Here is a 17314-nt window from a genome sequence, read left to right on the forward strand (position 1 = left end):
CACGCTTTGTCGCCAACGCCACACGGGGGTGTAATCAGCGCCAGCGACACAAAAATAATAATGTCTTCCGTGCCGTCAGCCGGCCCGGTAAGGGAGTTCATAGATGAACGACGCGATCAAGGCCTGCCTGGCCGCTGCCTGCCTCAGCCTGCCGCTATTGGCCCAGGGCGCCGAAACACTGACCATCGCCACGGTCAACAACAACGACATGATCCGCATGCAGCGCCTGGCCAAGGTGTTCGAAGAACAGCACCCGGACATCAGCCTCAAGTGGGTCGTGCTTGAAGAAAACGTGCTGCGCCAGCGCCTGACTACCGACATCGCCACCCAGGGCGGGCAGTTCGACGTACTGACCATCGGCATGTATGAAGCGGCGCTGTGGGGCGCCAAAGGCTGGCTGGAGCCGATGCAGGACCTGCCGGCCGATTACAACCTCGACGACGTGTTCCCGTCCGTGCGCAATGGCTTGTCGGCCAACGGTACGCTGTATGCCCTGCCCTTCTACGCCGAAGCCTCGATCACCTACTACCGCAAGGACCTGTTCCAGAACGCAGGGCTGAGCATGCCCGAGCAACCAACCTGGACCCAGCTGGGTGAGTTCGCCGCCAAACTCCACCACCCCGACCAGGGCCAGTACGGCATCTGCCTGCGCGGCAAGGCCGGCTGGGGCGAGAACATGGCGCTGATCGGCACCGTGGCCAATGCCTTTGGCGCACGTTGGTTCAACGAACAGTGGCAGCCGGAATTCACCGGCAGCGCGTGGAAGAACGCGCTGAACTTCTACGTCGATACCTTGAAGCAGTACGGCCCGCCTGGCGCGTCGAGCAACGGTTTCAACGAAAACCTGGCGCTGTTCAACAGCGGCAAGTGCGCGATGTGGGTCGATGCCAGCGTTGCCGGCTCGTTCGTCACCGACAAGACCCAGAGCAAGGTCGCCGACCAGGTCGGCTTCACCTTTGCGCCAAAGGAGGTCACCGACAAGGGCGCCTCGTGGCTGTATGCCTGGGCGCTGGCCATCCCAAGCAGCTCCAAAGCCAAGGAGGCGGCGAAGGCCTTCAGCACCTGGGCCACGTCCGAAGCCTACGGCAAGCTGGTGGCCGACAAGGAAGGCGTGGCCAACGTACCACCAGGCACCCGCGCCTCGACCTACAGCGACGCCTACCTGGCCGCTGCGCCGTTCGCCAAGGTGACGCTGGAGTCGCTCAAGCGCGTCGACCCCAACCACCCCACGCTCAAGCCCGTGCCGTACGTGGGTATTCAGTTGGTGACCATCCCTGAGTTCCAGGCCATTGGTACGCAGGTCGGCAAGCTGTTCTCCGCCGCCCTGACCGGGCAGATGAAGGTCGACCAAGTGCTTGCCGCCGCACAGCAGTCCACCGAACGCGAGATGAAGCGCGCCGGTTATCCCAAGTAGCCCAGCCGTGGCCATCTGCGCGCCAACGCCTGGCGCGCGGATGGCTGCCGTCCGCCCTTGTCGCTGCACACGGAGTCGCCATGGACACTTCGGCCCTCGATACCTCGACCCTCGCCACCCCACGCCCCGGTAAACGCCGCGTCGGGCCGGGCTGGTTCCTGGTCAGCCCTTCAGTGGCGCTGCTGCTGTTGTGGATGGTCGTGCCCTTGGGCATGACCCTGTATTTTTCCCTGATCCGCTACAACCTGCTGTACCCGGGCGAAAATGCGTACGTCGGCCTGGAGAACTTCGCGTACTTCGTCACCGACCCAGGCTTCATGCCCGGCGCCCTCAACACCCTGACTCTGGTCGGCAGCGTGCTGGCGATCAGCGTGGTGTTTGGCGTGCTCATCGCGGCGCTGCTGGAGGCCGGCGAGTTCTGGGGCCGCGGCGTGGTGCGGGTGCTGCTGATTTCACCGTTCTTCATCATGCCCACCGTCAGCGCGCTGCTGTGGAAGAACCTGATATTCCACCCGGTGTCAGGCATCCTCGCCGCCGTGTGGCGGCTGTTCGGCGCGCAGCCGGTGGACTGGCTGGCGCACTACCCGCTGCTGTCGATCATCCTGATCGTCTCCTGGCAGTGGCTGCCGTTCGCCATCCTGATCCTGATGACCGCCATGCAGTCGCAGGACCAGGAACAGAAAGAAGCCGCACGCCTGGACGGCGCCGGGCCGCTGGCGATCTTCTGGCACCTGACCCTGCCGCATCTGGCCCGCCCGATCGCCGTGGTGGTGATGATCGAGACCATCTTCCTGCTGTCGGTGTTCGCCGAAATCTTCACCACCACCAGCGGCGGCCCGGGCTATGAGTCGACCAACCTCGCCTACCTGATCTACAACCAGGCGCTGCTGCAGTTCGACGTGGGCATGGCCTCGGCGGGCGGGCTGATCGCCGTGTTGATCGCCAACATCGCCGCCATCGTGCTGGTACGGATGATCGGCAAGAACCTGACCGAGCGCCGCTGAGGAGCCCGCCATGCTGTCACTCAAGCAAACCCGCCGCCTGCGCGACGCATTGATTGGCCTGCTGTGCTGGGGCATCGCCCTGACGATCTTCTTCCCGATCTTCTGGATGCTGCTGACCAGCTTCAAGACTGAGCTCGATGCCTTCGCCACCCCGCCGCAGTTCATCTTCGCGCCAACGCTGGAAAACTACCTGCACATCAACGACCGCAGCGACTATTTCGCCTACGCCTGGAATTCGGTGCTGATCGCTTTCTCGGCCACCGCGCTGTGCATGCTTATCGCAGTGCCGGCGGCCTACTCCATGGCCTTTTTCGAAACCCGCCACACCAAGCGCACGCTGCTGTGGATGCTGTCGACCAAGATGCTGCCGCCGGTGGGTGTGCTGATGCCCATCTACCTGCTGGCCAAGCAGTTCGGCCTGCTCGACTCGCGCCTGGCGCTGATCATCGTCTACACCCTGATCAACCTGCCGATCGTGGTGTGGATGGTGTACACCTACTTCAAGGACATCCCGGTGGACATCCTTGAAGCCGCGCGCCTGGACGGTGCCGGCACCTGGCAGGAAATCGTCCGCGTGCTGCTGCCGATCGCCCGCGGCGGGCTTGCCTCGACCGTGCTGCTGTCGTTGATCCTGTGCTGGAACGAGGCGTTCTGGTCGCTCAACCTGACCTCTTCGGCCGCCGCGCCACTGACCGCGCTGGTGGCCTCCTACTCAAGCCCCGAAGGGCTGTTCTGGGCCAAGCTCTCGGCCGTCTCTACCCTGGCCTGCGCGCCCATCCTGATTTTCGGCTGGATCAGCCAAAAGCAGCTGGTGCGTGGCCTGTCGTTCGGGGCCGTCAAATGACCCAGCTCCCCGCGACACCTGCTCGATCAACCCCATTGCCGGCCGCCGCAGAGGACATTCGCCATGGCTGACCTGAAGATCCGCAACCTGCACAAAGGCTTCGATGGCCACGCCATCATCAAGGGCATCGACCTGGAGGTGCGCGACCGTGAGTTCGTGGTCTTCGTCGGCCCGTCCGGGTGTGGCAAGTCGACCCTGCTGCGGCTGATCGCCGGGCTTGAGGAGGTCAGCGGCGGCCATATCACCCTGGACGGCGTCGACATCACTGACACCGCCCCGGCCAAACGTGACCTGGCCATGGTGTTCCAGACCTACGCGCTTTACCCGCACATGACCGTTCGCAAGAACCTGTCGTTCGCCTTGGACCTGGCCGGCGTGGACAAGCGTGACGTGCAGGCCAAAGTCGACAACGCCGCGCGCATCCTCGAACTGCAACCGTTGCTCGAACGCAAGCCGCGGCAACTGTCGGGTGGCCAGCGCCAGCGGGTGGCGATCGGCCGGGCGATCGTGCGCAACCCGAAGATTTTCCTGTTCGACGAGCCGCTGTCGAACCTCGACGCCGCCCTGCGCGTGCAGATGCGGCTGGAGCTTGCGCGCCTGCACCAGGAGCTGGCCGCGACCATGATCTACGTGACCCACGACCAGGTCGAGGCTATGACCCTGGCCGACAAGGTGGTGGTGCTCAACGGCGGGCGCATCGAGCAGGTCGGCTCACCGCTGGAGCTGTACCACCACCCGGCCAACCTGTTCGTCGCAGGTTTTCTCGGCACCCCGAAAATGGGCTTTTTGCGCGGCCACCTGAGCCACAGCCAGGGCACACAATGCGAGGTCACCCTTGAGTGCGGCGCCCGTGTCAGCCTGGCACTGAGCGCAGACGCCCTGCCCACTGGCAGCCCCGTGACGCTGGGCATCCGCCCCGAGCACCTGAACATCGCCAGCACTGGGCACGACACACCCGGCTCACTGCAGGTGACCGCCGACGTCAGTGAACGCCTGGGCAGCGACAGCTACTGCCATGTACGTGCCGGCTCCGGGGAAATGCTCACCGTACGGGTGCGCGGCGACTTTGCGCCGGCCTTCGGCGCGCCCCTGGGCCTGACCTTCGACCCGGGCCACTGCCACCTGTTCGACAGCAACGGCCAAGCCCTGGACAAACGCCTGCAGCACGCGGCCTGAGGACACACGCGATGAAACTCGACCCGCACCACCTCGACCTGCTGGCGCCTACGGTCGCCCTCCCTTCCTACGCGCCCTCGCAACTGCGCCAGGGCATCGTGCACATTGGCGTAGGTGGGTTCCACCGCGCCCACCAGGCGGCCTACACCGACGCCCTGATGAACCGCGGCGAAGGGCTGGACTGGGCCATCTGCGGCGCCGGCCTGCGCAGCGAAGACCGCGCCATGCGCGACGCTCTGGCGGCGCAGGGCTACCTGTACACCCTGTTCGTGCTGGACGACCAACCTGACACCGAAGTGCGGGTGATCGGTGCCCTCAATGACATGCTTCTGGCCGAGGACGACGCCCAGGCGCTGCTGGCCAAACTGGCCGAGCCCGGCATCCGCATCGTCTCGCTGACCATCACCGAAGGCGGCTACTGCATCGACGACAGCACCGGGGAGTTTCGCGCCGAGCTGGCGCAGGTCCAGCACGACCTGGCCAACCCGCAGGCGCCGCAAGGCGTCTTCGGCTTTCTCTGCGAAGCCTTGCGGCGGAGGCGCGAGGCCGGCGTGGGGCCGTTCACGGTGATGTCCTGCGACAACCTTCCACACAATGGCGCGGTCGCGCGCAAGGCGCTGCTGGCCTTTGCCCAGTTGCTCGACCCGGACCTGGCCCGCTGGATAGGCGAGAACGTGAGCTTCCCCAATGCCATGGTCGACCGCATCACGCCAATGACCAGCGGCGACCACCGCCAACAACTGTTCGAGCGCCACGGCGTCGAGGATGCCTGGCCGGTGGTGTGCGAGCCGTTCCTGCAGTGGGTGGTGGAAGACACATTCGTCGCCGGGCGCCCGGCCTGGGAAAAGGTCGGCGTGCAGTTCACCAACGACGTCACCCCCTATGAAGAAATGAAGATCAAGCTGCTCAACGGCAGCCACCTGGCATTGACCTACCTGGGCTTCCTGCAGGGCTATCGCCTGGTCCATGAAACCCTTGCCGACCCACTGCTGCACCGCTACATGCGCACGTTCATGGACCTGGACGTGACCCCGCAGCTTGCCCCGGCGCCCGGCATCGACCTGGAACGCTACAAGGACAGCCTCACCGAGCGCTTTGCCAACCGCGCCATCGCCGATCAACTGGAGCGGGTGTGCTCGGACGGCTCATCGAAGTTTCCCAAGTACATCGTCCCCACCGCCAACCAGCTGATTGCCCAGGGCCAGCCACTGGACCGCGTGGCCCTGGTGGTGGCGGCCTGGGCCTTGTACCTGGGCGGGGTAGACGAACAGGGCAGCACCTATGCCATCCCCGACCCGCGCGCGGCCCAGTGCCAGGCACGGGTGGTGCAGCGTGACGGGCTGGCTGCCCGGCTGCTGGGCGACGAGACCATATTTGGCACGGTCATCCCCGCCTCCGGTGCCTTCGTCAGCGCTTTCGAGCGCCTGTATGACAGCCTGTGTGAGGTTGGCGTGAGCGAAACGCTGCGCCACGTGCTTGGCGACTGACCCGGAGCGCGCGATGGACGGACTGTTTCTCGGCATCGATTGCGGTACCCAGGGCACCAAGGCGCTGGTGTTGGACGCCGGCAGCGGCCAGGTGCTGGGCCTTGGTAGTGCCGCGCACGCGCCTGCCCGGGGCCGAAACGGGCGCCGCGAGCAGGACCCGGCCGACTGGCTGGCCGCCCTGCACACGGCAGTCGCTGGCGCACTGCATGCGGCCGGCGTCGACGGCCAGGCCATCCGTGCGCTGGCGGTATCAGGCCAGCAGCATGGCCTGGTGATGCTGGACGCCCAAGGCCACGTGCTGCGCCCGGCCAAGCTCTGGTGCGACACCGAAACCACGGCAGAAAACCAGGCCCTGCTGAACGCCCTCGGCGGTCCGCAGGGCTCGATCGAACACCTGGGACTGGTGATTGCGCCGGGTTATACGGTGTCCAAGCTGCTGTGGAGCAAACGGCACTTCCCCGACCTGTTCGCGCGCCTGGCCCATGTGCTGCTGCCCCACGACTACCTCAATTACTGGCTGACAGGCCGCGCCTGCAGCGAGCCGGGCGATGCGTCGGGTACCGGTTACTACAACGTGCACCGCAACACCTGGGCAAACGATGTGCTGCAACTCATAGAGCCGGGCGAGCGCCTGTTGGCGGCACTGCCCGAGCTGCTCGCCCCTGGCGCCTGCGTCGGCCCGCTGCGCGAGCAGGCTGCTGCTGGCCTGGGGCTGAACCCTCACGCCTGGGTGGCCACCGGCGGCGGCGACAACATGCTCAGCGCCATCGGTACCGGCAATATCAGCCCCGGCATGATCACCCTCAGCCTGGGCACCTCGGGTACCCTGGCAGCTTACACCGAGCATGCCCAGCTCAACCCCAAGGGTGAGGTGGCGAACTTCTGCGCCTCCAGCGGTGGCTGGCTGCCCTTGATCTGCACGATGAACCTGACCAGCGCTTGTGCGCTGGTGCGTGACCTGCTGGAGCTTGACCTCACCCGCTTCACGGCCCTCGCCGCACACGCGCCGGTTGGCGCCGACGGCCTGTTGATGCTGCCGTTTTTCGATGGCGAACGGGTGCCCGCGCTGCCCACTGCCAGCGCCAGCCTGCATGGCATGACCAGCGCCAACCTGACCCGTGCCAACCTGTGCCGGGCCGTGCTCGAAGGCACCTGCTTCAGCCTGCGCTATGGCCTGGACCTGCTGCGCGCCAATGGCCTGCAGGGCAGCGAAATCCGCCTGGTAGGTGGGGCGGCAAAAAGCGAGTTGTGGCGCCAGGTCCTGGCCAATCTTCTGGGCCTGCCAGTGGTGTGCCCGCGCCAGACCGAAGCCGCCGCACTGGGCGCGGCCATCCAGGCCGCCTGGAGCCTTGGCCGCCAACTGGGCACCGGCGACAGCCTCCAGGCCCTGTGCGAACGCTGCGTCGAGCTGGACGAAAGCACCCGCACGCTGCCCAACCTGGCACAACAGGCCGCCTACGGCGTGGCCTACAGACGCTACCTGGATCAACTGCCTGTGCGCTGATCGCGGTACTGTCCTTACTTTTTTCTGTTTGGGAGAACTTCATGTATCTGGTATGTGGCGAGGCGTTGTTCGATGTCTTCAGCGTGGAAAACAGCCCGCGCAGCGCAGAACTGGGCTTTACCGCAATCGCTGGCGGCTCGCCGTTCAACGTCGCCGTCGGCCTGCGCAGGCTGGGCGTTGCCGCAGGGTTGTTCGGCGGATTGTCCAGCGACCACCTCGGCGCGCGCCTGCGCCGGGTACTTGAGGAAGAAGGCGTCGATTGCCAGCACCTGGTCACCAGCGATGCCCCCACTACCCTGGCCATGGTCGGTCTGGATGCCAACGGCTCGGCGCAGTACCAGTTCCGCGGCGAAGGCTGTGCCGACCGGCAGGTGCGGCTTGAGCATCTGCCAGTGCTGGATGAGCGCGTGCACGGGCTGCACGTGGGGTCGTACACACTGGTGGTGACACCGGTGGCCGACACGCTGCTGGCACTGGTGGAGCGCGAACGCGATCAGCGGCTGATCAGCCTGGACCCGAACGTGCGCCTGAATCCACAGCCGGATGTGGCGCTGTGGCGCACACGCGTTGAAGCATTTGCCGCGCACGCACATTTGATCAAGGCCAGCGAGGAAGACCTGCAGGTGCTGTACCCAGGGCGCGACGTTGGCGAGGTAGCCCGTGGCTGGTTGAACGAGCGCTGCCGGCTGGTGTTCGTGACCCACGGGGCTGAGGGGGCCAGCGTGCATTGTGCGCACGGGTCATGGCACAGGCCCGCGGACAGCTCACTGCCGGTTCGCGATACCGTGGGGGCTGGGGACACGTTCCAGGCAGCCGTGCTGGCCTGCTTGGCTCGACTGGGTGTGGACAGCCCGAGGGGTGTGGCGATGCTGGCGCGCGCGACGGTCGATGCGATACTGACCTACGCCATTGCGGCGGCGGCGGTGACCTGTTCCAGGGTCGGGCCGGACCTGCCGTTTGAACGTGAGGTTTCCCGCATGCCTCAGGCTGTCGATACCTCGGGCTGATTACCGATCAGGCGTTGTGCTGCTTCATCGTTTGCCGATGCAGGGCAATGAACGGTGCCTCCGCCGGGTCGATGCGGTCCATTTTCGCCGCGATGCGGTGCCAGTACGGATACTGCGGCGCAATCTGCGTCACCCGCTCGATCTGCTCCAGGTCTTGGCTTGTCAGCACCAGTTCCACCGCCTGCAGGTTGTCGTGCAACTGCTCGGCCGTGCGCCCCGCGGTGATGACACTGGTGATGCCTGGCCGGTCCTTGAGCCAGGCCAGGCACACCCGTGCCGGGGAGCAGCCATGGCGCCGCCCCACCTCGATCAGCGCCTCGATGATGTCGTAGGCCCGCTCCTTGTCATGCACGTAGGGTTCCGGCCAATCATTGCCCTGGCGCGTGCCGGCGGGTGTCTGTTGCCCGCGGCGCACCTTGCCGGTCAACAAGCCCTCCCCCAGCGGCCCCCATACCAGCGTGGCAAGGCCCTGGTCGAGCGCCATCGGCAGCAGCTCGTACTCCGCTTCACGGGCTTCGGGGGTGTAGTAGATCTGCTGGGAAACCGGCTGCTGCCAGCCGTTGAGCCGGGCACTGCCGAGGGTTTTCATCATCTGCCAGGCGGTGTAGTTGGACGTGCCGAAGTAACGCACCTTGCCGCTTTGCACCAGATGCTCGAGCGCGGCCAGGGTCTCTTCTACAGGGGTGATGCCGTCCCAGTTGTGGATCTGGTAGAGGTCGATATGGTCGGTGCCCAAGCGCTTGAGGCTGGCTTCACAGGCACGGATCAGGTGATAGCGCGAGGCGCCGCTGTCGTTGGGGTTGTCGCCCATCGGGCTGCGCGCCTTGGTGGCGAGGATGATCGACTGACGCCGTTCACCCAGCGCCTGGCCGACGATTTCTTCGGCCAGGCCGTGGGAGTAAAGGTCTGCCGTGTCGACCAGGTTGACCCCGGCGTCGAAGGCGATGTCGAACATGCGCCGGGCCAGTGCCACGTCCACGCTGCCGGTTTTCTCGAATGCGCCACGCCCACCGAACGGGACCGTGCCGACTACCAGTTCAGAGACCAGCAGACCAGTGTTGCCGAGTGTGCGGTACTTCATGGGGAGTGCCTCCAAATGCGAACGACTTGGAAGTACCGACGGGGTGAATGGCTGAAACGTTCAATCTGATTGGTTATGCCTGAGCGCTTTGGGGCTGCTGCGCAGCCCATCGCCGGCAAGCCGGCTCCCACCCGGGCCGCGCGGTTCTTGAGCTGCGCGCTCGACCTGTGTCAGCCGGCCTGCCGGCTCTTGCATGGACAGCGCAGTTCTTGAGCTGCGCGCTGGACCTGTGGGAGCCGGGCTTGCCGGCGATGGGCCGCAAAGCGGCCCCATCTTCAAGGCTTCACTCAGCGCCAGGCGGGATACCGTCCTTGTTCTTGTCCTTGAGCCTGGCCTTTTCCTCTTCCGTGGAATGGGCCGGAACCTGGCTTTGTTTCGGGTCTTCGTTGTGCTCAGTCATGGTGCTTGCCCTCAGGGTGATGTTCGTTGGGCTTCCTCGTGACCAGGCAGTTCAAGTGGGATTTACCAACATACCCATCAACACTCGCCCGAGACCCTGCGTGACCCACGCGGCTTCGCCACCAAGTTCTACACCGCAGACGGCAACTGGGACCTAATAGGTAACAACTTCCCGACCTTCTTCATCCGAGACGACCGCCATGTATGCGGCCATGTTTCAGCGCAAAGCATTGCTCGACGCGCTGACCGCCCAAGGTGCCGATATCGAAGCAACAGATGCATTGGGCAACAGCGTGCAAAGCCTCGAACAGGGTGCGCTCAACGGCGTATCGGCGCACCGCTGAGGGCTGTGCAGTGTGTAACGCAACTTGCCAGCACACGGCCAAAGGGCTGCGATAAGAAAATTGGATATCTCGTTAAGATAATCCCGCAGGCGCTGCCTGAACCGTGGGATTACAGTCGCCGTCACGCCGTAGTCCGGCGGGGTGATTTCTGCTGAGCCGTAGCGCTTTCGAAGCCTTACTGGAACCAGACGGAACTCATACCAATACAAGAACAAAGGTGACCACCCATGCTCAAGCCTTCTGTCGATGCCCCTGTCGATGTCAAAGACTGGATCGATAACCGCCCCATCGCTGCCTACCAGTGGCTGATCCTGTCACTGTGCTTCCTGATCGTGCTGTTCGACGGCTTCGATGTTGCCGTCATGGGTTTCATCGCCCCTTCGCTGATGCAGGACTGGGGGCTGTCGCGTACCGCCTTTGGCCCGGTGATGAGTGCCGGCATGGTGGGCCTGGCCATCGGTGCACTCACCGCGGGCCCGTATGCCGACAGGCTGGGCCGCAAGAAAGTGCTGCTGATCGCGGTCAGCGGTTTCAGCCTGCTGAGCCTGGCCTGCGCCTTCGCTCGCAACCCCTATGAGCTGGCCGTGCTACGGCTGCTGACCGGCATCGCCTTGGGCGCGGCCATGCCCAATTGCACCACACTGCTCGCCGAATACCTGCCCACACGCAACCGCTCGCTGATGATCACCATCATGTTCACCGGCTTCAACATGGGCTCGGGCCTGGGCGGCTTTCTGTCCGCCTGGCTGATCCCTCATCACGGCTGGAAATCGGTACTGCTTGCCGGTGGGCTTCTGCCACTGGCATTGCTGCCACTGTTGTTGTGGCTGCTGCCAGAGTCAGCTCGCTTCCTCGCAGCCCGCCAGGCACCGGCCAGCCAGATTGCGGCAGCCTTGGCCAAGCTCGGCGGCCGCTTCGCTGCCGGCACCCGTTTTATCGTCAATGAGCCGACCACCCAGCACAAGGCACCGGCCCGGCAGCTGTTCAGCGAGCGCTACCGGTTCGGCACCCTGGCCCTGTGGCTGACCTATTTCATGGGCCTGCTGGTGATCTACCTGACCATGGGCTGGTTGCCGACCCTGCTGCGTGACGGCGGGCTGTCCATCGAGCGCGCCGCCACCATCACCGGCCTGTTCCAGATCGGCGGCGCAGTGGGCGCAATCGTGGTCGGCTGGATCATGGACCGACGCAACCCCAACCGGGTCATCGCCATCGCCTACGCCCTCGGCGGCCTGTGCATCGTCTCACTGGGCGCCCTGAGCCTGGAGTCGAGCCTGCTGGTGGTGGGCGTGGCGGCTGCCGGGTTCTGCATGAGCGGCGCGCAGACCGGCCTGAACGCCTTCGCCCCTGGCTACTACCCGACCGAGTTCCGCGCCACAGGTGTAAGCTGGATGCTCGGTATCGGGCGCTTCGGGGCCATTTTCGGCTCCCTCATCGGTGGTGCCGTGCTCAGCCTGGGGCTGGGCCTGCCGCTGCTGTTCACCCTCCTCGGCCTGCCGGCATTCGTCGCTGCCCTGGCGATCCTGGCCAACGGCCACGCCCGGCTGCGCACGACCCCCGCAGTAACCGCGCCGTAACCTGTAACAGAGGACTTTCGCATGGCTCGTATCATTGGTGGCCTGGCCGTCTCCCACACCCCAACCATCGGCTTCGCAGTCGACCACGACAAACAGGAAGAAGCCGCCTGGGCGCCGATCTTCGAAAGCTTCGAGCCGATCCGCACCTGGCTGCAGCAGCGCCAGCCGGACGTGCTGTTCTACATCTTCAACGACCACGTCACCTCGTTCTTCTTCGACCATTACAGTGCCTTCACCCTGGGCGTGGACGAGCAGTACGGCGTGGCCGATGAAGGCGGCAACCCACGGGACCTGCCGCCAGTAGGCGGCCACGCCGCGCTGTCGCGACACATCGGCCAGAGCCTGATGGCCGATGAGTTCGACATGAGTTTCTTCCGCGACAAGCCGCTGGACCACGGCTTCTTCTCGCCCATGTCAGCCCTGCTGCCCTGCGATGAAAGCTGGCCCGTACAGATCGTGCCGCTGCAAGTCGGCGTACTGCAACTGCCGATCCCCACGGCGCGGCGCTGCTACAAACTGGGCCAGGCATTGCGCCGCGCCATCGAGAGCTACCCCGAAGACCTCAAGGTCGCGATCGTCGCCACCGGCGGGGTGTCGCACCAGGTGCATGGCGAGCGTTGCGGTTTCAACAATCCGGAGTGGGACGCGCAGTTCCTTGACCTGCTGGTGAACGACCCGCAGCGCCTGACCGAGATGACACTGGCCGAGTACGCCACGCTCGGCGGCATGGAAGGTGCCGAGGTGATCACCTGGCTGATCATGCGCGGCGCGTTGTCTGCCAATGTTGAGCGCAAGCACCAAAGCTACTACCTGCCGTCGATGACCGGCATCGCCACCCTGCTGCTGGAAAATCGCGACCAGGCACTGCCGGCGCCGGTCAACGAACGTCACCGCCAGCACATGCAGCATCAGCTGGCAGGGGCTGAGCAGCTTGAGGGCACCTACCCCTACACCCTGGAGCGCAGTGCCAAAGGCTACCGTCTGAACAAGTTCTTGCACCGCATGATCGAGCCGCAGTGGCGCCAGCGCTTCCTCAGCGAGCCCGAAGCGCTGTACCGCGAAGCGGGCCTGAACGAAGAGGAAAGCGACTTGCTGCGCCGCCGCGACTGGCGTGGGCTGATCCACTACGGGGTGATCTTCTTCGTGCTGGAGAAGCTGGGCGCCGTGCTGGGTGTGTCCAACCTGGATATTTACGCCGCCATGCGCGGGCAGAGCATCGAAGACTTCATGAAGACCCGCAACCAGCAGGTTCGCTACTCGGTGGCCGGCAAAGCGCCCAACTGACCGATGCAACCCGCTTGATCCTGTGGCGGCGCGAGCCGCGCTGCCACACCGCTCCCTGATTCAACCTGCCCAGCGCCGAAACGACGCTGGCGGGCAGCGCTGTGCCCATCCCTGGAGAATAAAAATAATGAAATGCCGCACCCTGTACCCGCTCGTCCCCACATTCGCCCTGGCAGCCAGCCTGCCACTGCAAGCTGTGGCCGAAGGCTTCGTCGACGACGCCAAGGCAACCCTGACGCTGCGTAACTTCTACATGAACCGCGATTACACAGGCACGGCAAGCCAAGGCAAAGCCGAGGAATGGACGCAAAGTTTCATCCTCGACTTCAAGTCCGGCTTCACCCCCGGCGTGGTCGGGTTTGGCGTTGACGTGCTGGGCCTTTACAGCATCAAACTCGATGGCGGCAAGGGCACCGCCGGCACCCAATTGCTGCCTGTTCACGACGACGGGCGCCCGGCGGACGACTTTGGCCGCACGGCGCTGGCGGCCAAGATGCGGGTCTCCAAGACCGAACTCAAGGTCGGTGAGTGGTCGCCCACCCTACCCATCCTGCGCGCCGACGACGGCCGCTCGCTGCCGCAAACCTTACAGGGCGCCCAGGTCACCTCCAACGAGCTGGCCGGCCTGACCCTGTATGGCGGCCAGTTCCGCCAGAACAGCCCGCGCAACGACACCAGCATGCAGGACATGAGCCTGTTCACGCGTACAGCGTTCACCTCGGACCGCTTCAACTTCGCCGGCGGCGACTACCGCTTCAACCAGGAGCGCACCTTGGTCGGCGCCTGGTACGCCCAGCTGCAGGACATCTACCAGCAGCGCTTCTTGCAGGTGCAGCATCAACAGCCGGTCGGCAACTGGGTGCTGGGCGCCAACCTGGGCTACTTCTGGGGCAAGGACGACGGCGGCGCCAAGGCAGGCGAACTGGACAACCGCACCGCATCGGGCCTGTTCTCGGCGAAGCTGGGTGGCAACACGTTCTACGTCGGCTTGCAGAAGGTCATGGGCGATGATGAATGGTTCCGGCTCAACGGTGCCAGCGGCGGCACGCTGGCCAACGACGCCTTCGGCTCAAGCTACGAAAGCGCCCAGGAACGCTCCTGGCAGGTGCGCCACGACTTCAACTTCGTGGTGCTCGGCATACCCGGCCTGACCCTGATGAACCGCTATATCCACGGCGATAACGTGCACAACGCCAGCACCCAGGACGGCACCGAGTGGGGCCGCGAAAGCGAGCTGGCCTATGTGATCCAGTCCGGGCCGTTCAAGGCCCTGAACCTCAAGTGGCGCAACTCCAGCCAGCGCCGGGATTGGGGCAGCACCAACAGTTTCGATGAGAACAGGCTGATCGTCAGCTACCCGCTGAGCCTGCTTTAAGGCACCCTGCCGGGCTCATGCCTGCTCAGTGATGACCTGGCGGATACAGGCCATCAGCGCGACTGCCGCCGGTGACTGCAGGCAGCCACTGCGCTGCATGAGACCAATGGCGCGAGCAGTACCGGGCAGTGCCAGCGGCAGGCGTTGCAGTTCGCCGCTGGCAATCTCGTAAGCCAACTGGTGCGCGGATACTGCCGCCAGCATGTCCGAACGGACCAGCAGGCCTCGGATAACCGCCAGATCAGCGCTTTCCACCACTGGCCACGGCGCTGCCAGGCCGGCGGCGGCAAAGCAGTTGTCGAGCAGCCCGCGCGCTGGCGAACCGGCGCGCGGCAACACCCAGCGCGCCTGGTGCACGCCCTCGAGCGTGAGGTGTGTGTGCAAAAGCGGGTGCCCACGGCGGGCCAGCAGCACCATTTCCTCGTTGATGAGCGGCTCGCCCACCAGGTCGCTGGCGTAGTCGTGAGGCCGCAAGGCGCCCAGCACGAAGTCCACATCCCCTACCCGCAGCTCGGTTGCCAGCAGGTCGAACGGGCTTTCGTTGGTCACCACCCGGACCTGCGGATGCTGGGCCGTGAAGCGTAAAATGGCATCCGGCAGAATGCGCGAGCGGCCCAGCGGCAACGCGCCGACATGCACCACCCCGCGCAGGGTGCCTTGCATCGCGCTCAGGTCGCTGTCCAGGTGGCGCAATTCGTTCAGCGCCCGACGGATGGGGAAGAGGATATCCCGGCTGGCCACGGTGGGCTGCAGGCCTCGCGAGGTACGCACGAACAAGGGCTGCCCGCATCCGCCTTCGAGTACTTTCAAAGCAGCACTGACGGCCGGTTGGCTAAGGCCGAAGTGCCGCGCCACGGTCTGCATGTGCCGTGTTTCACAGAGCTTCACGAACACCTGCAGGCGCCGCGCCTGAAACAGGTAGAGGGGCTCGCCCTGCGCGGTGCCCAGCAAACTCGGCACGCCGTCCAGTTCCGCCAGCACGCGCTGGGCACGCGGCAGCAAGCACTCGCCATAGTCGGTCAGGCGCATGCCATTGGCATGGCGCTCGAACAACGGGACAGCGAACCGCGCCTCCAGCTCGGCGATGGCGCGGGTGACCACCGACTGAGCACGGAACAACACCTCCGTCGCCCGCGAAACGCTGCCCAACTCGGCTACCCGGATGAACGCGCGTACTTGCATCAGGTTGGGCAGTTCGACGTTGATCATAAAGCTCCCCCTGCGCTGGGCACGTGACTGGGGCGACTATGCCTCTACCCCGCTTGCCAGGCAATAAATAAAACGCATAGCCGTTGCAAGTGAACGCATTAGTGCCTCGCACAGGCCGATGACATCCTGCGTCAACCCCCACTGCAGGAGCCATCACACAATGAATACCCCAGAAAAAGCCGCCTTGGTGATCAGCGCACATTCCGCCGACTTCGTCTGGCGGGCCAGTGGCGCCATTGCGCTGCACGCAGAGCAAGGCTATGCCATGCACGTGGTTTGCCTGTCCTTCGGTGAGCGCGGTGAGTCTGCCAAACTGTGGCGCAAGGGTGAAATGACCGAAGCCAAGGTCAAGGACGCACGCCGTGAGGAAGCCATGGCAGCGGCCGAAATCCTGGGTGCCAGTGTGGAATTCTTCGACATCGGCGACTACCCGATGCGCGCCGACAAGGACACCCTGCTGCGCCTGGCCGATGTGTATCGCCGGGTGCAACCGGAGTTCGTGCTCAGCCATTCGTTGAAAGACCCCTACAACTACGACCACCCGCTGGCCATGCACCTGGCCCAGGAGGCCCGCATCATCGCCCAGGCCGAAGGCTACAAACCGGGCGAGAAGATCGTTGGCGCACCGCCGGTGTACGCCTTTGAGCCGCACCAGCCCGAACAGTGCGAATGGCGCCCGGATACCTTCCTGGACATCACCCCGGTGTGGGACAAAAAGTATGCGGCCATCCAGTGCATGGCCGGCCAGGAACACCTCTGGGAGTACTACACCCGCGTAGCCCTGCAGCGCGGTGTGCAGGCCAAGCGTAACGTCGGCATCACCAGCGCACGCAACATCGTCTACGCCGAAGGGCTGCAGAGTGTGTTCCCACGCGTGACGGAGAACCTGGCATGAGTGGGCTGATCGGCAAGACCGGCATCGTGGTGCGTCATATCCCGCGCGCTGAGCCGCACATGATTGATGCCCTGGGCCGGCTGGGCGTAGCCACGGTGCATGAGGCGCAAGGCCGCAAGGGGCTGCTCAATACTGCCGTGCGCCCCCTCCAGCAGGGTGTGGCGGTGGCCGGCAGCGCGGTAACCGTGCTGGTGGCCCCAGGCGACAACTGGATGTTCCATGTGGCCGTTGAGCAGTGCCGCCCAGGCGACGTACTGGTGGTGGCGCCCAGCTCGCCGTGCAGCGATGGCTATTTCGGCGACCTGCTGGCGACCTCGCTGCAGGCCCGCGGGGTGCGCGGCTTGGTGATCGACGCGGGCGTGCGCGACAGCCAGACACTGCGCGACATGGGCTTTGCCGTGTGGTCCCGCGCCATCAACGCCCAAGGCACGGTGAAGGAAGTGCTGGGTTCTGTGAACCTGCCGCTGCTGTGTGCCGGGCAGTTGATCAATGCCGGTGACATCGTCGTGGCCGACGACGACGGCATCGTGGTGGTGCGCCATGGCGAAGCCCAGGCGGTACTCGAAGCGGCCACCCAGCGCGCCGACCTGGAAGAACGCAAACGCCTGCGCCTGGCCGCCGGCGAGCTTGGCCTGGACATCTACGAGATGCGCCCGCGCCTGGCGGCCAAGGGCCTGCGTTATGTCGACCACCTCACCGACCTGGAAGGCTGAA

14 protein-coding genes and 2 pseudogenes are annotated in these 17314 nt (G+C 65.1%); 14 read left to right on the top strand and 2 right to left on the bottom strand.

Annotated features, from left to right (window positions below; genetic code table 11):
- Positions 1–103: 103 nt before the first annotated feature.
- The 7 genes from ACIPZC_RS05235 to ACIPZC_RS05265 all read left to right on the top strand — a co-directional run bounded on the left by ACIPZC_RS05235 (position 104) and on the right by ACIPZC_RS05265 (position 8436).
- Complete coding sequence (locus ACIPZC_RS05235) at positions 104–1414, top strand: ABC transporter substrate-binding protein (RefSeq protein WP_400625313.1); 1311 nt, start codon at positions 104–106, stop codon at positions 1412–1414.
- An 80-nt stretch (positions 1415–1494) separates the two neighbouring features.
- The gene (locus tag ACIPZC_RS05240) at positions 1495–2418 is read left to right on the top strand and encodes a carbohydrate ABC transporter permease (RefSeq protein WP_400625315.1); all 924 of its coding nucleotides are present in this window, start codon (positions 1495–1497) and stop codon (positions 2416–2418) included.
- A 10-nt stretch (positions 2419–2428) separates the two neighbouring features.
- The gene (locus ACIPZC_RS05245) at positions 2429–3262 is read left to right on the top strand and encodes a carbohydrate ABC transporter permease (RefSeq protein ID WP_267822878.1); all 834 of its coding nucleotides are present in this window, start codon (positions 2429–2431) and stop codon (positions 3260–3262) included.
- 63 nt (positions 3263–3325) lie between these two features.
- Positions 3326–4438, top strand: a complete 1113-nt coding sequence (locus tag ACIPZC_RS05250; RefSeq protein WP_400625317.1) for an ABC transporter ATP-binding protein — start codon at positions 3326–3328, stop codon at positions 4436–4438.
- A gap of 11 nt (positions 4439–4449) precedes the next feature.
- On the top strand, positions 4450–5925 hold the full coding sequence (locus tag ACIPZC_RS05255; protein WP_400625319.1) for a mannitol dehydrogenase family protein: 1476 nt from the start codon (positions 4450–4452) through the stop codon (positions 5923–5925).
- Between the two features lie 13 nt (positions 5926–5938).
- Positions 5939–7429, top strand: coding sequence for a xylulokinase (gene xylB / locus ACIPZC_RS05260; protein ID WP_400625321.1), 1491 nt, complete (start codon positions 5939–5941; stop codon positions 7427–7429).
- Between the two features lie 41 nt (positions 7430–7470).
- Positions 7471–8436, top strand: a complete 966-nt coding sequence (locus ACIPZC_RS05265) for a carbohydrate kinase (RefSeq protein WP_400625323.1) — start codon at positions 7471–7473, stop codon at positions 8434–8436.
- Positions 8437–8443: 7 nt separating this feature from the next.
- Here ACIPZC_RS05265 and ACIPZC_RS05270 read toward each other — a convergent pair whose 3' ends face one another.
- The gene (locus ACIPZC_RS05270) at positions 8444–9517 is read right to left on the bottom strand and encodes an aldo/keto reductase (RefSeq protein WP_241806463.1); all 1074 of its coding nucleotides are present in this window, start codon (positions 9515–9517) and stop codon (positions 8444–8446) included.
- Positions 9518–9998: 481 nt separating this feature from the next.
- Here ACIPZC_RS05270 and ACIPZC_RS05275 point away from each other — a divergent pair.
- The 5 genes and pseudogenes from ACIPZC_RS05275 to ACIPZC_RS05295 form a co-directional block, all read left to right on the top strand.
- Positions 9999–10109, top strand: a pseudogene (locus tag ACIPZC_RS05275) (catalase); the annotation flags it as partial.
- A pseudogene (locus ACIPZC_RS05280) lies at positions 10108–10260 on the top strand (ankyrin repeat domain-containing protein); the annotation flags it as partial. The pseudogenes ACIPZC_RS05275 and ACIPZC_RS05280, both read left to right, overlap by 2 nt.
- Positions 10261–10487: 227 nt before the next feature.
- On the top strand, positions 10488–11837 hold the full coding sequence (locus ACIPZC_RS05285; RefSeq protein WP_400625325.1) for an MFS transporter: 1350 nt from the start codon (positions 10488–10490) through the stop codon (positions 11835–11837).
- A 21-nt stretch (positions 11838–11858) separates the two neighbouring features.
- On the top strand, positions 11859–13121 hold the full coding sequence (locus tag ACIPZC_RS05290; protein ID WP_400625327.1) for a gallate dioxygenase: 1263 nt from the start codon (positions 11859–11861) through the stop codon (positions 13119–13121).
- 127 nt (positions 13122–13248) lie between these two features.
- The gene (locus ACIPZC_RS05295; protein WP_400625329.1) at positions 13249–14496 is read left to right on the top strand and encodes an OprD family porin; all 1248 of its coding nucleotides are present in this window, start codon (positions 13249–13251) and stop codon (positions 14494–14496) included.
- Between the two features lie 15 nt (positions 14497–14511).
- Here the strand turns inward: ACIPZC_RS05295 and ACIPZC_RS05300 are convergent, their stop codons facing one another.
- The gene (locus tag ACIPZC_RS05300; RefSeq protein WP_400625331.1) at positions 14512–15705 is read right to left on the bottom strand and encodes a LysR family transcriptional regulator; all 1194 of its coding nucleotides are present in this window, start codon (positions 15703–15705) and stop codon (positions 14512–14514) included.
- Between the two features lie 118 nt (positions 15706–15823).
- Here ACIPZC_RS05300 and galB point away from each other — a divergent pair, with 118 nt between their 5' ends.
- On the top strand, positions 15824–16600 hold the full coding sequence (gene galB, locus ACIPZC_RS05305) for a 4-oxalmesaconate hydratase (protein WP_400625333.1): 777 nt from the start codon (positions 15824–15826) through the stop codon (positions 16598–16600).
- Positions 16597–17313, top strand: a complete 717-nt coding sequence (locus ACIPZC_RS05310; RefSeq protein WP_400625335.1) for a 4-carboxy-4-hydroxy-2-oxoadipate aldolase/oxaloacetate decarboxylase — start codon at positions 16597–16599, stop codon at positions 17311–17313. Before galB ends, ACIPZC_RS05310 begins: the two co-directional genes overlap by 4 nt.
- Position 17314: the final 1 nt, after the last annotated feature.

The organism is Pseudomonas sp. NPDC089743 (assembly GCF_044748785.1).
GTDB lineage: Bacteria > Pseudomonadota > Gammaproteobacteria > Pseudomonadales > Pseudomonadaceae > Aquipseudomonas > Aquipseudomonas putida_X.

Coding starts and splice junctions, on each gene's coding strand:
- ACIPZC_RS05235 (WP_400625313.1), top strand. CDS start 104: ATGAACGACGCGATCAAGGCCTGCCTGGCCGCTGCCTGCCTCAGCCTG.
- ACIPZC_RS05240 (WP_400625315.1), top strand. CDS start 1,495: ATGGACACTTCGGCCCTCGATACCTCGACCCTCGCCACCCCACGCCCC.
- ACIPZC_RS05245 (WP_267822878.1), top strand. CDS start 2,429: ATGCTGTCACTCAAGCAAACCCGCCGCCTGCGCGACGCATTGATTGGC.
- ACIPZC_RS05250 (WP_400625317.1), top strand. CDS start 3,326: ATGGCTGACCTGAAGATCCGCAACCTGCACAAAGGCTTCGATGGCCAC.
- ACIPZC_RS05255 (WP_400625319.1), top strand. CDS start 4,450: ATGAAACTCGACCCGCACCACCTCGACCTGCTGGCGCCTACGGTCGCC.
- xylB (WP_400625321.1), top strand. CDS start 5,939: ATGGACGGACTGTTTCTCGGCATCGATTGCGGTACCCAGGGCACCAAG.
- ACIPZC_RS05265 (WP_400625323.1), top strand. CDS start 7,471: ATGTATCTGGTATGTGGCGAGGCGTTGTTCGATGTCTTCAGCGTGGAA.
- ACIPZC_RS05270 (WP_241806463.1), bottom strand. CDS start 9,517: ATGAAGTACCGCACACTCGGCAACACTGGTCTGCTGGTCTCTGAACTG.
- ACIPZC_RS05285 (WP_400625325.1), top strand. CDS start 10,488: ATGCTCAAGCCTTCTGTCGATGCCCCTGTCGATGTCAAAGACTGGATC.
- ACIPZC_RS05290 (WP_400625327.1), top strand. CDS start 11,859: ATGGCTCGTATCATTGGTGGCCTGGCCGTCTCCCACACCCCAACCATC.
- ACIPZC_RS05295 (WP_400625329.1), top strand. CDS start 13,249: ATGAAATGCCGCACCCTGTACCCGCTCGTCCCCACATTCGCCCTGGCA.
- ACIPZC_RS05300 (WP_400625331.1), bottom strand. CDS start 15,705: ATGATCAACGTCGAACTGCCCAACCTGATGCAAGTACGCGCGTTCATC.
- galB (WP_400625333.1), top strand. CDS start 15,824: ATGACATCCTGCGTCAACCCCCACTGCAGGAGCCATCACACAATGAAT.
- ACIPZC_RS05310 (WP_400625335.1), top strand. CDS start 16,597: ATGAGTGGGCTGATCGGCAAGACCGGCATCGTGGTGCGTCATATCCCG.